Origin of the sequence: Pseudomonas sp. NFXW11 (assembly GCF_049887815.1) — a bacterium.
In the GTDB taxonomy this organism is placed as follows: Bacteria; Pseudomonadota; Gammaproteobacteria; order Pseudomonadales; family Pseudomonadaceae; genus Aquipseudomonas.
This window is the reverse complement of the sequence record NZ_JAGEKI010000005.1, coordinates 57,584-73,755: the sequence shown is the minus strand read 5'-3', so window position 1 is coordinate 73,755 and position 16,172 is coordinate 57,584. Positions and strand designations below refer to the sequence as shown.

19 protein-coding genes and 1 tRNA gene are annotated in these 16,172 nt (G+C 59.4%); 17 read left to right on the top strand and 3 right to left on the bottom strand.

Features of this window, described 5'->3' with window-relative positions:
- Positions 1–27: 27 nt before the first annotated feature.
- The 6 genes from J4P02_RS09800 to J4P02_RS09775 are packed head-to-tail and all read left to right on the top strand — an operon-like array spanning position 28 to position 5,992.
- Positions 28–1,581: a sugar ABC transporter ATP-binding protein gene (locus J4P02_RS09800; RefSeq protein ID WP_426189562.1), complete on the top strand. Its 1,554-nt coding sequence runs from the start codon at positions 28–30 to the stop codon at positions 1,579–1,581.
- Positions 1,578–2,555, top strand: coding sequence for an ABC transporter permease (locus J4P02_RS09795; protein ID WP_426189560.1), 978 nt, complete (start codon positions 1,578–1,580; stop codon positions 2,553–2,555). The genes J4P02_RS09800 and J4P02_RS09795 overlap by 4 nt, the downstream gene beginning before the upstream one ends.
- Before the next feature lie 3 nt (positions 2,556–2,558).
- Positions 2,559–3,578: a LacI family DNA-binding transcriptional regulator gene (locus tag J4P02_RS09790; RefSeq protein WP_426189558.1), complete on the top strand. Its 1,020-nt coding sequence runs from the start codon at positions 2,559–2,561 to the stop codon at positions 3,576–3,578.
- A 24-nt stretch (positions 3,579–3,602) separates the two neighbouring features.
- The gene (gene rbsK / locus J4P02_RS09785; protein WP_426189556.1) at positions 3,603–4,520 is read left to right on the top strand and encodes a ribokinase; all 918 of its coding nucleotides are present in this window, start codon (positions 3,603–3,605) and stop codon (positions 4,518–4,520) included.
- Positions 4,517–4,921 (top strand): D-ribose pyranase, encoded by a 405-nt coding sequence (gene rbsD / locus J4P02_RS09780; protein ID WP_426189554.1) that lies wholly within the window; start codon positions 4,517–4,519, stop codon positions 4,919–4,921. The genes rbsK and rbsD overlap by 4 nt, the downstream gene beginning before the upstream one ends.
- Before the next feature lie 42 nt (positions 4,922–4,963).
- Positions 4,964–5,992 (top strand): nucleoside hydrolase, encoded by a 1,029-nt coding sequence (locus J4P02_RS09775; RefSeq protein ID WP_426189552.1) that lies wholly within the window; start codon positions 4,964–4,966, stop codon positions 5,990–5,992.
- A gap of 33 nt (positions 5,993–6,025) precedes the next feature.
- Here J4P02_RS09775 and J4P02_RS09770 read toward each other — a convergent pair whose 3' ends face one another.
- The gene (locus tag J4P02_RS09770) at positions 6,026–6,238 is read right to left on the bottom strand and encodes a hypothetical protein (protein ID WP_426189550.1); all 213 of its coding nucleotides are present in this window, start codon (positions 6,236–6,238) and stop codon (positions 6,026–6,028) included.
- A gap of 165 nt (positions 6,239–6,403) precedes the next feature.
- Between J4P02_RS09770 and J4P02_RS09765 the strand changes: the two genes are divergently transcribed.
- Entirely contained in the window at positions 6,404–6,709 is a 306-nt protein-coding gene (locus tag J4P02_RS09765) for a hypothetical protein (RefSeq protein ID WP_426189548.1), read from the top strand.
- A gap of 161 nt (positions 6,710–6,870) precedes the next feature.
- Positions 6,871–7,182 (top strand): I78 family peptidase inhibitor, encoded by a 312-nt coding sequence (locus J4P02_RS09760; RefSeq protein WP_426189546.1) that lies wholly within the window; start codon positions 6,871–6,873, stop codon positions 7,180–7,182.
- A 71-nt stretch (positions 7,183–7,253) separates the two neighbouring features.
- On the opposite strand, the gene J4P02_RS09755 is transcribed toward J4P02_RS09760, so the two are convergent.
- Together J4P02_RS09755 and J4P02_RS09750 are read right to left on the bottom strand one after the other, a co-directional pair.
- The gene (locus J4P02_RS09755) at positions 7,254–7,466 is read right to left on the bottom strand and encodes a cold-shock protein (RefSeq protein ID WP_003179963.1); all 213 of its coding nucleotides are present in this window, start codon (positions 7,464–7,466) and stop codon (positions 7,254–7,256) included.
- Between the two features lie 293 nt (positions 7,467–7,759).
- The gene (locus tag J4P02_RS09750) at positions 7,760–8,059 is read right to left on the bottom strand and encodes a hypothetical protein (RefSeq protein ID WP_426189544.1); all 300 of its coding nucleotides are present in this window, start codon (positions 8,057–8,059) and stop codon (positions 7,760–7,762) included.
- A 374-nt stretch (positions 8,060–8,433) separates the two neighbouring features.
- On the opposite strand from J4P02_RS09750, the gene thrS reads away from it, so the two are divergent.
- The 9 genes from thrS to J4P02_RS09705 all read left to right on the top strand — a co-directional run bounded on the left by thrS (position 8,434) and on the right by J4P02_RS09705 (position 15,894).
- Positions 8,434–10,356, top strand: a complete 1,923-nt coding sequence (thrS, locus tag J4P02_RS09745) for a threonine--tRNA ligase (protein ID WP_426189542.1) — start codon at positions 8,434–8,436, stop codon at positions 10,354–10,356.
- Positions 10,356–10,907 (top strand): translation initiation factor IF-3, encoded by a 552-nt coding sequence (gene infC / locus J4P02_RS09740; protein WP_169893379.1) that lies wholly within the window; start codon positions 10,356–10,358, stop codon positions 10,905–10,907. The genes thrS and infC overlap by 1 nt, the downstream gene beginning before the upstream one ends.
- Positions 10,908–10,967: 60 nt before the next feature.
- A complete protein-coding gene (gene rpmI, locus J4P02_RS09735; protein WP_002553160.1) occupies positions 10,968–11,162 on the top strand; it encodes a 50S ribosomal protein L35 in 195 nt (64 codons plus the stop codon).
- Positions 11,163–11,192: 30 nt separating this feature from the next.
- Positions 11,193–11,549, top strand: coding sequence for a 50S ribosomal protein L20 (rplT, locus tag J4P02_RS09730; protein ID WP_016963673.1), 357 nt, complete (start codon positions 11,193–11,195; stop codon positions 11,547–11,549).
- Between the two features lie 109 nt (positions 11,550–11,658).
- On the top strand, positions 11,659–12,675 hold the full coding sequence (pheS, locus tag J4P02_RS09725) for a phenylalanine--tRNA ligase subunit alpha (protein ID WP_011060419.1): 1,017 nt from the start codon (positions 11,659–11,661) through the stop codon (positions 12,673–12,675).
- Between the two features lie 35 nt (positions 12,676–12,710).
- A complete protein-coding gene (gene pheT, locus J4P02_RS09720) occupies positions 12,711–15,089 on the top strand; it encodes a phenylalanine--tRNA ligase subunit beta (protein WP_426189539.1) in 2,379 nt (792 codons plus the stop codon).
- Between the two features lie 3 nt (positions 15,090–15,092).
- A complete protein-coding gene (ihfA, locus tag J4P02_RS09715) occupies positions 15,093–15,395 on the top strand; it encodes an integration host factor subunit alpha (RefSeq protein ID WP_002553164.1) in 303 nt (100 codons plus the stop codon).
- Positions 15,376–15,732, top strand: a complete 357-nt coding sequence (locus tag J4P02_RS09710; RefSeq protein WP_007920509.1) for a MerR family transcriptional regulator — start codon at positions 15,376–15,378, stop codon at positions 15,730–15,732. The genes ihfA and J4P02_RS09710 overlap by 20 nt, the downstream gene beginning before the upstream one ends.
- 85 nt (positions 15,733–15,817) lie before the next feature.
- Positions 15,818–15,894, top strand: a tRNA-Pro gene (locus tag J4P02_RS09705).
- Positions 15,895–16,172: the final 278 nt, after the last annotated feature.

Sequence of the window (16,172 nt, the reverse complement as noted above, 5' to 3'; positions counted from 1 at the left end):
CACAGGCGAGCGCATGGAGAGTTTCCTATGTCAGTTTCCGCTGCGAACGCTGTCCTCTCGGTCAGCGGTATCGGCAAGACCTATGCGCAACCCGTATTGAGCGACATCGACCTGACGCTGTTGCGTGGGGAGGTGCTGGCCCTGACCGGGGAAAACGGCGCCGGCAAGAGCACCTTGTCGAAGATCATCGGCGGCCTGGTCAGCCCCACCACCGGCCATATGCAGTTCAATGGCCAGGACTACCGCCCCGGCAGCCGGACCCAGGCCGAAGACCTGGGCATCCGCATGGTCATGCAGGAACTCAATCTGCTGCCGACCCTGTCGGTGGCCGAGAACCTGTTCCTCGACAACCTGCCCAGCAGCGGTGGCTGGATCAGCCGCAAGCAACTGCGCAAGGCGGCGATCGAGGCCATGGCCCAGGTCGGTCTGGATGCCATCGACCCCGATACCCTGGTGGGCGAGCTGGGCATCGGCCATCAGCAGATGGTGGAGATCGCCCGCAACCTGATCGGCGATTGTCATGTGCTGATACTCGATGAGCCGACCGCCATGCTCACCTCCCGCGAGGTGGAGATGCTCTTCGAGCAGATCACCCGCCTGCAGGCCCGTGGGGTGTCGATCATCTACATCTCCCATCGCCTGGAAGAACTGGCCCGGGTGGCTCAGCGCATTGCCGTGCTGCGTGACGGTTGCCTGGTGTGTGTCGAGCCTATGGCCAATTACAACAGCGAGCAGCTGGTGAACCTGATGGTTGGCCGTGAACTGGGCGAGCATATCGACCTGGGCGAGCGCAAGATCGGCGCGCCGGCGCTGACTGTGAGCAACCTCAGTCGCGCGGACAAGGTCCGTGATGTGTCGTTCGAGGTGCGCAGCGGCGAGATCTTCGGCATCTCCGGGCTGATCGGCGCGGGGCGCACCGAGCTGTTGCGGCTGATTTTCGGTGCCGATGTCGCCGACAGCGGCAGCATTGCCCTGGGTTCGCCGGCCCGCACGGTGAGCATTGCTTCGCCGGTGGATGCGGTGGCCAATGGCATTGCCCTGATCACCGAGGATCGCAAGGGCGAGGGGCTGCTGCTGACCCAGTCGATCAGCGCCAATATCGCCTTGGGCAATATGCCGGCGATTTCCAGTGGCGGCCTGGTCAAGTCCGAGGACGAAACCTTGCTCGCCCAGCGTCAGATCGAAGCCATGCGCATCCGCAGTTCGGGCCCGGCGCAACTGGTGTCCGAGCTGTCCGGCGGCAATCAGCAGAAGGTGGTGATCGGTCGCTGGCTCGAGCGTGATTGCTCGGTGCTGCTGTTCGACGAGCCCACCCGGGGCATCGATGTTGGCGCCAAGTTCGATATCTATGGCCTGCTGGGCGAGCTGACCCGTCAGGGCAAGGCGCTGGTGGTGGTGTCCAGCGACCTGCGGGAGCTGATGCTGATTTGTGATCGCATCGGCGTGCTCTCGGCCGGGCGCCTGATCGACACGTTCGACCGGGACAGCTGGACCCAGGACGAACTGCTGGCCGCCGCCTTTGCCGGCTATCAAAAACGCGATGCGTTGCTCAATGAAGCGGCGCCGAGGAATGCATCATGAAAACTGCAGCGGTAAGCAGCAAGCGAAGCGGTCATTACTATGGCCTGGGCACTTACCTGGGGCTGGCCGGGGCGCTGCTGGGGATGATCGTTCTGTTCTCCCTGCTCAGCAGCCATTTTCTGTCCTATGACACCTTCAGCACGCTGGCCAACCAGATTCCCGACCTGATGGTGCTGGCGGTGGGCATGACCTTCGTCCTGATCATCGGTGGCATCGACCTGTCCGTGGGCTCGGTGCTGGCCCTAGCGGCGTCCACGGTCAGCGTGGCGATCCTCGGCTGGGGTTGGGGCGTGTTGCCGGCGGCGCTGCTGGGCATGGCCTGTGCGGCACTGGCGGGAACCGTCACCGGTTCGATCACCGTGGCCTGGCGCATTCCGTCGTTCATCGTGTCCCTGGGGGTGCTGGAGATGGCCCGGGGCGTGGCCTACCAGATGACCGGCTCGCGCACGGCCTATATCGGCGATGCCTTTGCCTGGCTGTCGAATCCGATTGCCTTTGGCATTTCGCCGTCGTTTATCATTGCCCTGCTGATTATCTTCCTGGCCCAGGCGGTGCTGACCCGCACCGTGTTCGGCCGCTACCTGATCGGCATAGGCACCAACGAAGAGGCGGTGCGCCTGGCGGGGATCAACCCCAAACCCTACAAGATCCTGGTGTTCAGCCTGATGGGCTTGTTGGCGGGCATCGCTGCACTGTTTCAGATTTCTCGCCTGGAAGCGGCAGACCCGAACGCGGGCTCCGGCCTGGAGCTGCAAGTCATCGCCGCGGTGGTGATTGGCGGCACCAGCCTGATGGGCGGGCGTGGCTCGGTGATCAGCACCTTCTTCGGCGTCTTGATTATTTCCGTGCTGGCTGCAGGCCTGGCGCAAATCGGTGCATCCGAACCGACCAAGCGCATCATCACCGGCGCAGTCATAGTGATTGCCGTGGTGTTGGATACCTATCGCAGCCAGCGCGCCAATCGGCGGGTTTGATTCATGGCAACAATCAAGGATGTGGCAGCGCTGGCGGGGATTTCCTACACCACGGTGTCCCATGTACTGAACAAGACACGTCCGGTCAGCGAAGAGGTGCGGCGCAAGGTCGAGGCGGCGATCAAGAGCCTCGACTATGTGCCCAGTGCCGTGGCCCGCTCCCTGAAGGCCAAGACCACCGCGACCATCGGCCTGTTGGTGCCCAACAGCCTCAACCCCTATTTCGCCGAGCTGGCGCGGGGTATCGAGGATTACTGTGAGCGCAATGGTTACTGCGTGATCCTCTGCAATTCCGATGACAACCCGGACAAGCAGCGCAACTACCTGCGGGTATTGCTGGAGAAGCGCATCGACGGGCTGATCGTGACTTCGGCGGGCGGTGATCGTGGCCTGGCCGAGGGGCTGGCCGGGGTGCGCACGCCGATGGTGATAGTCGACCGTGGCCTGGAAGGGGTGAACGCCGACCTGGTGCGCATCGATCACCATCATGGCGCCTACCTGGCCACCCGGCACCTGCTGGAGCTCGGGCATCGGGACATTGCCTGCATTGGCGGTCCGGCCGATACCAGCGTGGCGCAGATGCGTCTGGCGGGCTTTCGCCAGGCATTGCAGGAGGCGGGTGTCGAAGTGCCGGCCGGGCGCATTCTGGAAAGCGATTTCAGCAGCACCGGCGGTTATCACGCGGCGGCGCAGTTGCTCGACGGGCAACCGCCGAGCGCGATCTTCGCGGCCAACGACATGATGGGCATCGGCGTGCTGCGCGCCGCGGCCGAACGCAATATCCGCGTACCCGGCGAACTCTCGGTGATAGGTTTCGACGACATTCTCATGAGTCGTTATGTCTATCCGGCCTTGACCACGGTTGGCCAGTCGATCCTGCAGTTGGGGGAGACCGCCGCCGAGTTGCTGTTGCGCCGCATTGCCACGCGGGAGCTGCCGGTGGACCAGCGCATCGTGACACCGAGTATTGTCCTGCGGGAGTCGACGGCGCCGCTTGGTGGCGCATTCGCCGAGTACCGCTGAACCCCATTGATTGAGTAGCGATGTATGTCAGCAAAAGTAGCGGTAGTGGGTAGCCTCAACATGGACCTGGTGACCCGGGCCGAGCGCCTGCCCCGAGGGGGCGAGACGCTGACGGGCAAGTCCTTCGCCACGGTATCCGGCGGCAAGGGCGCCAACCAGGCGGTGGCAGCGGCGCGCTTGGGCGCGCAGGTGTCGATGGTCGGCTGTGTCGGCGACGACGCCTATGGCCAGCAACTGCGCGACGCCTTGCTCGCCGAGGGCATCGATTGCCAGGCGGTGAGCGTGGTGCCGGGCTCCAGCGGCGTGGCGCTGATTGTGGTGGATGACAGCAGTCAGAACGCGATCGTCATAGTTGCCGGCGGCAATGGCCAACTGACCGAGCAGAAGGTGGCTGCGTTCGATGCGGTGCTGCAGGCGGCCGATGTGATCATCTGTCAGCTCGAAGTGCCATTGGACACCGTGGGCTACACCCTCAAGCGGGGGCGCGAGCTGGGCAAGACGCTGATTCTCAATCCCGCGCCGGCCAATGGCCCGCTGCCGCCGCAGTGGTACGCCTCGATCGACTACCTGATTCCCAACGAAAGCGAAGCTTCGGCACTCAGCGGAGTGACGGTGGATTCCCTGGCCAGTGCCGAGTTGGCCGCCGCACGCCTGATCGCTGCCGGCGCGGGCAAGGTGATCATCACCCTGGGGCCGCAAGGTTCGCTGTTTGCCGATGGCAAGAGCTTCCGGCATTTTCCGGCGCCCAAGGTCCAGGCGATTGATACCACGGCGGCAGGGGACACCTTTGTCGGTGGTTTCGCCGCGGCCCTGGCGGCCGGCAGAAGCGAGGCCGAGGCCATAGGTTTCGGCCAGGTCGCCGCGGCGTTGTCGGTGACCCGCGCCGGTGCGCAGCCCTCCATTCCCACGCAGTCCGACGTTCAGGCCTTTATCCCTTCATGAAAAAAACACCTTTGCTCAACATTGCCCTGTCGCGCCTGGTGGCGTCCCTGGGGCACGGCGATATCGTGGTGATCGGCGATGCCGGGTTGCCGGTGCCGCCCGGGGTCGAGCTGATCGACCTGGCCTTGACCCATGGCGTTCCCGACTTTCTCGGCACCCTCAAGGTGCTGCTTAGCGAGATGCAGGTGGAGCGCCATGTGCTGGCCGAAGAGATCCTGCTCAAGCAGCCGACGCCGCTGGCGGGGCTTGAGGCGTTGGCCTCTGGCGGTGAGCTGGGGCAGCGCCAACTGATGAGTCACGAGGAATTCAAACTGCTCAATCGGCAGGCCCGGGCGGTGATCCGTACCGGAGAGTGCCAGCCGTATTGCAATATTGCCCTGGTTGCCGGGGTGACCTTCTAGGCTGCTGTCGGCCTGTTTCCCTTTCTGCACAAGGAGTGCGCCATGCACCGCTATGCTCAGCTGTTTCAACACTGGTTCAGGAGTCTGCTGCTCTTGTCTTTGCTTACTGCTACCGGCGCTCAGGCGGCGGAAAAAATCGATCTGATCATCGACACCGACCCGGGGGCCGACGATGTGGTGGCCTTGCTCTTCGCCCTGGCATCGCCCGAGGAGTTGCATATCCGCGCCTTGACCACCGTGGCGGGCAACGTGCGCCTGGACAAGACCTCGCGTAATGCCCGGCTGGCGCGCGAGTGGGCCGGTCGCGATGAGGTGCCGGTCTACGCCGGGGCGCCCAAGCCGCTGCTGCGTACGCCTATCTATGCCGAGAACATCCATGGCAAGGAGGGGATTTCCGGGGTTACCGTGCATGAGCCCAAGGCGCCTCTGGCCAAGGGCAGTGCGATCAACTACCTGATCGATACCTTGCGCGCGGCCAAGCCCCACAGCATCACCATCGCCATGCTCGGACCACAGACCAACCTGGCACTGGCGCTGATCCAGGCGCCGGACATCACCCAGGGCATCAAGGAAGTGGTGGTGATGGGCGGTGCGCACTTCAATGGCGGCAATATCACCCCGGTGGCCGAGTTCAACCTGTTCGCCGACCCCCAGGCTGCTGAGGTGGTGCTCAAGAGTGGGGTCAAGCTGACCTACCTGCCCTTGGACGTGACCCACAAGGTGCTGACCAGCGAGGCACGCCTGCAGAAGATCGCGGCCCTGAACAACAATGCCAGCAAGGTGGTGGGGGATATCCTCAACGAGTACGTCAAGGGTGATATGGAGCACTACGGCATTCCCGGTGGCCCGGTGCACGATGCCACGGTGGTGGCCTATCTGCTCAAGCCCGAGCTGTTCAGTGGGCGTCAGGCCAATATGGTTATCGACAGCCGCGAAGGGCCGACCTTCGGCCAGACCATCGTCGACTGGTACGACGGCCTGAAGCAGGAAAAGAACGTGTTCTGGGTTGAGAGCGGTGATGCCCAGGGCTTCTTCGATCTGCTGACCGAGCGCCTGGCGCGTCTCAAGTAAGGCGTATCCCCGCGGGTGCCAGCTCGCGGGGTGCTAGTCCCAATCCGGGGTCAGGACGCCCGGGTGGTCGGGCGGGTACTTTTCCAGGACCTGCTCGATAAATGCCCGGGCGGACTGGGTTCCCAGTTCCTTGACCAGCAGGTCTATGCCAATGATTGCCAGCTCTTCCGGGCTTCCCGGGCTGTAGGAGCACTGGCCCTGGGGCCATTTGGCTTTGATGTCGGCGTCGATGCTCAGGGTGGCCATGAAATATCTCATAAAATCGGATAGGGCGGCTGCCAGGACGGTTCCTGGGCGGGTGCTTGCCAAAGCGCAGAGTTAACCATGTTGCCAGGGCTTTGGCACTGCGACTTAGGCATCAAGTTCGGGCTGTGCGACACTGGCGCTTTTCCTGTACGCAAGGAACTCCCTGTGCAGATCGACTTGAATCAGCCTGACGCCTTGACCCTGGAGGCGGTGCGTCAACTGCTGGCTTCGGCCAGCGACAAGGTGCATACCCAGTTGCGCGTGACCAGGGGCGGGATTGCCTACATCTCTTCCGGAGTCGTGGGTGGTGCCGAGATCGAAGGACTGCTGTTTCGCCTGGAGACCTGGGCGGCCGGCTCTGGCTATGTGGGGCCGATAGCGGCCAGCGATGGGGTCTGGGTGATGCAGATCTTCAATGCGCTCAAACAGAACTGGCCGAAGCCGGCGTTCGATTACATCGACGTTTATTGAGCGTCGTTCATATTCAGTGACGATTGTCCTGTGAATCCGCTGTGGCGCCTGAGGCAGACTTGGTCGCCGCCCGTGGTATAGGGCAAAAGGCCATTTGTGTTGAAACCAAAAGCCAAATTGGCTGTCGCACGATCTCTGCTTAATTTTTGAAAGGAGGCTGCATGCCTTGGAAGCTCGCTTCATTCACTACCTTGTTGGCCGCCGTCGTCCTCAGTGGATGCAGCGCCACCGGGTCGACAAAGGAGCCTGTGGCTGCTGAGTCCGGGCACACACGTTGTGAAGCAACAGCTGCCGAATTCGCCATTGGCAAGAAGGCCTCTCCCGAGTTGTTGGAGCAGGCCCGTACTCGTGCTGGTGCGCAATATGCTCGGTTTCTCAAACCCAACGACATGATCACCCTGGAGTACCGTTCCGAGCGCCTGAACCTCAATACCGACGCCAACCTGGTGGTGAACCGGGTCAATTGTGGCTGACGGTTGAGGTTTTCCGAGCACCCATAAAAAACCCCGTCACTTGGACGGGGTTTTTTTAGCTCGCTGAGAAATTACTCAGGGCGAACCTGTGCAGCTTGCATACCCTTTTGGCCTTTCTCAGCCACGAAGGAAACGGTCTGGCCTTCTTTCAGGCTTTTGAAACCGTCGCTTTCAATAGCTTTGAAGTGTACGAACAGGTCGTCACCGCCACCTTGAGGAGTGATGAAGCCGAAGCCTTTTTCATCGTTGAACCATTTTACGGTGCCGGTTTGGCGATTAGACATGGTGTATCTCCAAGAAACATATATTTTCAGTAGTGCTGTGCTGCTCAGGCCAACTGGGCACACCGAGCTATCATAGTCGAAATGTTCGGCTTGGGAGCCCCCTGTAGTCGTTGTTTACCCGACACAGGTCAGTGTTTTGTCTTCTGTACAGGCTACAGGCCCCGGTTTAAGGGGCTTTGAGGCAAAACAGGAGGTGATAAAAAAACCCATAAAAACTGCGTAAATTATGCAAAAAGTCCTGTTTCAGGCGCGAGAGACAGCGCTGAGGGCGGCCCTTTTAACGTATTGGCGGGTTACTTGGTTACCCGGCACGCGGCAATGGCGTCCAGCGCCCGGGTGCGTAGTTCTGCGCTGGGCTGCTTGGTTTTGCTCATCAGCTCCTTGATTTCATCGGTGGTGAACTTCTCATTCAGCTTGTCTGCGCCGCAGGCGCAATGCTTCTCGGCGCTCTTGGCGTCGATGCTCTGGCTGGCGGCTGCGGTGCAATCCTTCATGTAGTCGGCGCGTGCACCGGCAGGCCATGCGGCATGAGCGCTCAAGGGCAGGAGGAGGGCGATAGGGGCGGCGAGGGCGAACAGTCGGTTAAGGCGCATGAGTCGGGTTCTCCTGAAGTCGATAACAAAGACGACGATTCTCGGGGTATTTGAGGTTCGACGTACATCTCAAGTTCACTTTCTTCAATAAAAGACCGGAAAGTGCTATTTCGGAAATTTGCCGCGCAGTGCCTGCGATTTATCTGTGCTAGCATGCCGCGCTTGGGTATTTCAGGCTTAGCAGGGGTTCCACCCGTGCGCTCGATACCTTCTTTTATTTGAATCCCAGTCACTCTGGTTCGTCCCTGGCAGGCCGAAAGGTCTCTGCCACTGTGAGGCAGGCTTTCCCGCGGGAAAGGCAGGGCGGATCTTGTACTGGCTCATCCCAACCCACGTGACCTTTGGTAGGGGTCACCACTAGGAGAGGAGGCGCCATGCCCACTATTACTCTTCCCGATGGCAGTCAGCGTTCGTTTGACAAGGCCGTGTCCGTAGCCGAAGTTGCCGCCTCGATCGGCGCAGGCCTGGCCAAGGCCACCCTGGCCGGCAAGGTCGATGGCAAGCTGGTCGATGCTTGTGACCTGATCGAACACGATGTCGCTTTGCAGATCATCACCCCAAAAGATGAAGAGGGACTGGAGATCATCCGTCACTCGTGCGCCCACCTGATCGGCCACGCAGTGAAGCAGCTGTACCCGACCGCCAAGATGGTGATCGGTCCGGTGATCGATGAAGGCTTCTATTACGACATCGCCTATGAGCGTCCCTTTACTCCGGACGATTTGAGCGCCATCGAGCAGCGCATGCACCAGTTGATCGAAAAGGACTACGACGTCATCAAGAAAATGACGCCGCGCGCCGAGGTCATCGAGGTGTTCCAGAGTCGTGGCGAGGATTACAAGCTGCGCCTGGTTGAAGACATGCCCAATGAACAAGCCATGGGCCTGTACTTCCACGAAGAATACGTCGACATGTGCCGTGGCCCGCACGTGCCGAACACCCGCTTCCTCAAGGCATTCAAGCTGACCAAGCTGTCCGGCGCCTACTGGCGTGGCGATGCCAAGAATGAGCAACTGCAACGAGTCTATGGCACTGCCTGGGCGGACAAGAAGCAACTGGCCGCCTACATCCAGCGCATCGAAGAAGCCGAGAAGCGCGACCATCGCAAGATCGGCAAGCAGCTTGATCTGTTCCACCTGCAGGAAGAAGCGCCAGGCATGGTGTTCTGGCACGCCAATGGCTGGACTATCTACCAGGTGCTCGAACAGTACATGCGCAATGTCCAGCGCGAAAACGGCTACCTCGAGATCAAGACTCCGCAGGTTGTCGACCGCATCCTCTGGGAGCGTTCCGGGCACTGGTCCAACTACGCCGAGAACATGTTCACTACTTCCTCGGAAAGTCGCGACTACGCGGTCAAACCGATGAACTGCCCGTGTCACGTGCAGGTGTTTAATCAGGGCTTGAAGTCCTACCGCGACCTGCCGCTGCGTCTGGCCGAGTTTGGTGCCTGCCACCGTAACGAGCCGTCCGGCGCCCTGCACGGCATCATGCGCGTGCGCGGTTTTGTCCAGGATGACGCGCACATCTTCTGCACCGAAGATCAGGTGAAGAAAGAAGCTGCCGACTTCATCAAGCTGACCCTGGATGTCTACAAGGACTTCGGTTTCAGTGACATCGCGATGAAGCTGTCGACCCGTCCGGTCAAGCGTGTGGGTTCTGAAGAGCTATGGGATCGCGCCGAAAGTGCCCTGGCCGATGCTCTGAACGAATCTGGCCTGGAGTGGGAGTACCAGCCGGGTGAAGGTGCGTTCTACGGTCCGAAGATCGAGTTCACGCTGCGTGACTGCCTGGGTCGTAACTGGCAGTGCGGTACCCTGCAGTACGATCCAAACCTTCCAGAACGCCTGGATGCCAGCTATATCGCCGAAGATAACAACCGCAAGCGTCCGGTCATGCTGCACCGCGCGATTCTCGGTTCGTTCGAGCGTTTCATCGGCATGCTGATCGAACATTACGCGGGCGTGTTCCCGGCTTGGCTGGCGCCAACCCAGGCGGTGATCATGAATATCACTGACAAGCAGGCCGATTTTGCCCTTGAAGTGGAAAAAACACTCAATCAAAGCGGATTTCGTGCCAAGTCCGACTTGAGAAATGAAAAGATCGGCTTTAAAATCCGCGAGCATACTTTGCTCAAGGTTCCCTATCTCTTGGTTATTGGAGATCGGGAGGTCGAGATGCAGACTGTCGCTGTGCGTACCCGTGAAGGTGAAGACTTGGGCTCGATGCCTGTCGCCCAATTCTCGGCGTTGCTCGCACAAGCGGTTTCCCGGCGTGGTCGCCAAGATTCGGAGTAATTATTATTAAGCGTGATATGAGACAAGATAAACGAGCTGCACCGAAAGCCCCGATCAACGAGAATATCTCGGCACGCGAGGTTCGGTTAATTGGCGCTGACGGCGAGCAGATTGGCATCGTCTCGATTGATGAAGCGCTTCGTATCGCTGAAGAAGCCAAGCTGGATCTGGTGGAAATTTCCGCCGATGCGGTCCCACCTGTTTGTCGGGTGATGGATTACGGCAAATCGATCTTCGAGAAGAAGAAGCAGATTGCCGCCGCGAAAAAGAACCAGAAGCAGATTCAGGTTAAAGAAATCAAGTTTCGTCCAGGGACGGAGGAAGGGGATTACCAGGTAAAACTACGCAACCTGGTACGTTTCCTGAGTGACGGGGACAGGGCCAAGGTATCCTTGAGATTCCGCGGCCGTGAGATGGCCCACCAGGAGCTGGGGATGGAACTCCTCAAGCGGGTTGAAGCTGACCTGCAAGAGTACGGTTCGGTCGAACAGCATCCGAAGATGGAAGGACGCCAGCTGATCATGGTCATCGCCCCGAAAAAGAAGAAGTAATCAACAGGGCACGGCAGGCCTTCTGATTATGTTTATCAACTGAATGCGGAGTATCCGAACATGCCAAAGATGAAAACCAAAAGTGGTGCTGCTAAGCGGTTTCTGAAAACTGCTAACGGTATCAAGCACAAGCACGCTTTCAAGAGCCACATTCTGACCAAAATGTCGACCAAGCGTAAGCGTCAACTGCGCGGTAGCAGCTTGCTGCATCCGTCTGACGTGGCAAAAGTCGAGCGCATGCTGCGCCTTCGTTAATTTTTGGATCAAGAATAGAGGAAGTAACTCATGGCTCGTGTAAAGCGTGGCGTCATTGCCCGTAAACGTCACAAAAAAATTCTGAAACTTGCTAAAGGCTACTACGGCGCTCGCTCGCGCGTATTCCGTGTTGCCAAGCAAGCGGTAATCAAGGCAGGCCAATACGCCTACCGTGACCGTCGTCAGAAAAAACGTCAGTTCCGCGCTCTGTGGATCGCTCGTATCAACGCTGGTGCTCGTACCAACGGCCTGTCCTACAGCCGTCTGATCGCTGGCCTGAAAAAGGCGTCCATCGAGATCGACCGTAAGGTTCTGGCTGATCTGGCAGTGAACGAAAAAGCGGCGTTTGCTGCGATTGTCGAGAAAGCTAAAGCCACCTTGGCTTAAGTACCCCCGACAGTCATCCGGGCTCACTTTCGTGGGCTCTGATGTTAAACGTCATAAATAGGGGAAGAGCCTTCAAGCTCTTCCCCTATTTTGTATCTGGAGTCTGTACATGGAAAACCTGGATGCGCTGGTTTCTCAAGCTCTTGAGGCCGTGCAACACGCTGAAGACATCAATGCCCTGGAACAGATCCGGGTTCACTTCCTTGGCAAGAAGGGCGAACTGACTCAGGTGATGAAGACCCTGGGCAATCTGCCTGCCGAAGAGCGTCCGCAAGTCGGTGCGCTGATCAACGTTGCCAAGGAGCGTGTAACAGAGGTTCTCAATGCCCGCAAAGCGGCTTTCGAGGAGGCGGAACTCAGCGCCAAGCTCGCCGCCGAGTGCATTGACGTAACCCTGCCGGGCCGTGGCCAGACCTCTGGTGGTCTGCACCCGATTACGCGGACCCTGGAACGTATCGAACAGTTCTTCACCCATATTGGCTACGGCATCGCCGAAGGCCCAGAGGTCGAAGACGACTATCACAACTTTGAGGCGCTCAACATCCCAGGCCATCACCCGGCCCGGTCGATGCATGACACCTTCTATTTCAACGCCAACATGCTGTTGCGTACCCATACCTCGCCGGTACAGGTCCGCACCATGGAATCGCAGCAGCCGCCGATTCGCATCGTCTGCCCAGGCCGTGTGTATCGTAGCGACTCCGATATCACCCACTCGCCGATGTTCCATCAGGTCGAAGGCCTGCTGGTCGATCGCGACATCAATTTCGCCGACCTGAAGGGCACTATCGAAGAGTTCCTGCGGGTGTTCTTCGAAAAAGAACTGGCGGTGCGTTTCCGTCCTTCGTACTTCCCGTTCACCGAGCCATCCGCCGAAGTCGATATGGAGTGCGTGATGTGCAGCGGTAAAGGCTGCCGTGTCTGCAAGCAGACCGGTTGGCTGGAAGTCATGGGCTGCGGCATGGTTCACCCGAACGTGCTGCGTATGTCCGGGATCGACCCGGAAGAATTCCAGGGCTTTGCCTTTGGCATGGGCGCCGAGCGTCTGGCCATGCTGCGTTACGGTGTCAATGACTTGCGCCTGTTCTTCGACAACGACTTGCGGTTCCTTGCGCAATTTCGCTAGTCGCGCGTCCGTAACGAATCTATTAGGAGAGCAGGATGAAAATCAGTGAACAATGGCTGCGCGGCTGGGTTAGCCCGCAGGTAAGCCGCGACGAGCTGGTGGCTCGTCTGTCGATGGCGGGTCTTGAGGTTGACAGCGTTACGCCAGTCGCCGGTGCCTTCAGTGGCGTGGTGGTGGGCGAGGTGCTCAGCACCGAACAGCATCCGGATGCCGATAAACTGCGGGTGTGCCAGGTCAGCAATGGTTCGGAGACCTTCCAGGTGGTCTGCGGCGCGCCCAATGTGCGCCCGGGCCTGAAGATTCCGTTCGCAATGATTGGCGCCGAACTGCCTGGCGACTTCAAGATCAAGAAGGCCAAGCTGCGTGGTATCGAATCCAACGGCATGCTGTGTTCCCAGGCGGAACTGCAGATTGGTGAAGGCAACGATGGTCTGATGGAGCTGGCGGCAGATGCTCCCGTGGGCGAGGACATTCGTAACTACCTGAGCCTGGACGATGCCAGCATCGAGGTCGATCTGACTCCCAACCGCGGCGATTGCCTGTCGCTGGCCGGCATGGCGCGTGAGGTTGGCGCGCTTTATGCCGCGAAGGTGCAGCGTCCGGAAGTCAAAGCCGTGGCCGCCGTACATGATGAAGTGCGTCCCGTAGAAGTACTGGCACCTGCTGCCTGCCCACGTTATCTGGGCCGGGTCATTCGCAATGTCGACCTGTCCAAGCCCACTCCGCTGTGGATGGTCGAGCGCCTGCGCCGGGCAGGCGTGCGCAGTATCGACGCTGCCGTGGACATCACCAACTACGTGATGCTCGAACTGGGCCAGCCGCTGCATGCCTTCGATCTCGCCGAGATCAATGGCGGCATTCGCGTGCGCATGGCGGAAGAGGGCGAGAAGCTGGTGCTGCTCGATGGTCAGGAAGTCACCCTGCGCAGCGATACCCTGGTGATTGCCGACCATACTCGGGCCCTGGCAATCGCTGGCGTGATGGGTGGCGAGCACAGTGGTGTGACTGCCAATACCCGTGACGTGTTTCTGGAAAGTGCCTTCTTCGACCAGATTTCCGTAGCGGGCAAGGCCCGTTCCTATGGGCTGCACACTGATGCTTCCCATCGCTACGAGCGTGGCGTGGATTGGCAACTGGCGCGTGAAGGCATGGAGCGTGCAACCGGTCTGTTGCTGGAAATCACCGGTGGTGAGGCAGGCCCGATCATTGAGACGGTCAGCGAGCAGCATCTGCCATCGGTTGCGCCAGTGACCCTGCGTGCCGAGCGCATCACGCAAATGCTGGGCATGGAAATGGATGCTGCCGAGGTCGAGCGTCTGCTGCGCGCCCTGGGCCTGACTGTGACCGCCGAAGGGGCAGGGCAGTGGCGCGTCCAGGTGCCAAGTCATCGCTTCGACATCAGTATTGAAGTCGATCTGATTGAAGAGCTTGCGCGTCTCTATGGCTACAACCGCTTGCCGGTTCGTTACCCGCAGGCTCGTCTGGCCCCTCAGGCCAAGGCTGAAGCCCAGGGCGATTTGCCAGCGCTGCGGCGTTTGCTGGTGGCTCGTGGTTATCAGGAAGCTGTCACTTATAGCTTCATCGATCCGAAGCTGTTCGAACTGTTCAGCCCCGGTGTCGAGCCTTTGCTGTTGGCTAACCCGATCTCGGCAGATATGGCGGCCATGCGCTCCTCGTTGTGGCCCGGCCTGGTCAAGGCGCTTCAGCACAACCTGAACCGTCAACAAGATCGCGTCCGCATGTTTGAAAGCGGCCTGCGCTTTGTCGGTCAGTTGGAAGGCCTGAAGCAGCAGCCAATGCTGGCGGGTGTCGTGTGTGGCAGTCGCCTGCCGGAAGGTTGGGCGCAAGGCCGTGATGGCGTGGACTTCTTTGACGTCAAGGCGGACGTTGAAGCGGTGCTGGGTTTCGCCGGCGCTTTGGATGCATTCACTTTTGTGCCGGGACAGCATCCAGCACTGCATCCTGGCCAGACTGCGCGTATCGAGCGTGATGGTCGTGAAGTCGGTTATCTGGGGGCTATCCATCCAGAGTTGGCGAAGAGCCTGGGCCTGGATCGTCCGGTCTACGTCTTTGAACTGGTTCTGGGCGAGGTGGCTCAAGGTCGCTTGCCGAAGTTCCACGAGCTGTCGCGCTTCCCGGAAGTCCGTCGTGACCTGGCTTTGTTGGCCGATCGTGATGTGGCGGCCAGCGCGGTATTGGACGTGATTCGTGAAAATGCAGGCGAGTGGCTGACGGACCTCAGGCTGTTTGACGTCTATCAGGGTAAAGGCATTGATCCGCATAGAAAAAGCCTTGCCGTCGGCTTGACCTGGCAGCATCCATCGCGCACTCTTAATGACGATGAGGTGAACTCCACGACGCAAAATATCCTCACCTCGCTTGAACAAAGGTTGAACGCCACGTTAAGGAAGTGACGTATGGGGGCTCTGACGAAAGCTGAAATGGCCGAGCGTCTCTACGAAGAGCTAGGCCTGAACAAACGCGAGGCCAAGGAATTGGTCGAGCTGTTCTTTGAGGAAATCAGGCACGCTCTCGAAGATAACGAACAGGTCAAATTGTCCGGTTTCGGTAACTTCGACCTTCGGGATAAACGCCAGCGTCCTGGCCGTAACCCGAAAACGGGTGAGGAAATCCCGATCACGGCTCGCCGTGTGGTCACCTTTCGTCCAGGGCAGAAGTTGAAGGCCCGAGTTGAGGCTTATGCTGGAACCAAGTCATAACGACGAGCTGCCGGTTATTCCGGGTAAACGCTACTTCACCATCGGTGAGGTCAGCGAGCTCTGTGCGGTCAAACCGCATGTGCTGCGTTATTGGGAGCAGGAGTTTCCTCAACTCAACCCCGTCAAACGCCGCGGAAACCGCCGGTATTATCAGCGCCAAGACGTGCTGATGATCCGGCAGATCCGCGCGTTGCTTTACGACCAAGGGTTCACTATCGGAGGAGCGCGTCTGCGACTTTCCGGTGATGAGGCCAAGGACGACACTACCCAGTACAAGCAACTGATCCGTCAGATGATCTCTGAGCTGGAAGATGTGCTTGTGGTGCTCAAGAAATAATTCAGGGTAAATACTTCCACTTTTCAAAAGCTTGCGGTATATTCCTCAGCGTTTCCTGAGAAGTGAAACAGGTTTCACGCCTAGTCGGGGCGTAGCGCAGTCCGGTAGCGCACTAGCATGGGGTGCTAGGGGTCGAGTGTTCGAATCACTCCGTCCCGACCATATTTTTCAATGACTTAGCCCAATCTGAAAAGGTTGGGCTTTTTCATTTCTGGAAAGCACGTCCATGTTTCCTCCCGCGCAGTTGTGATAGCTGCATCTATTGGAGGGCATTGCTCCATATCTCGCCGCAGATCTCCACCTCCACCTCCGCTTCGATGAAGGGAGCATGACGTGCTCAGTGTGCTCAAGTCTCATCCTCAATGAACCGCTATGGTTGCTGAGTAGTGGGGCGCCTGATCTTGGCGCGCCGCGAGCAAATCAGCGCAAGACGCTGTGTC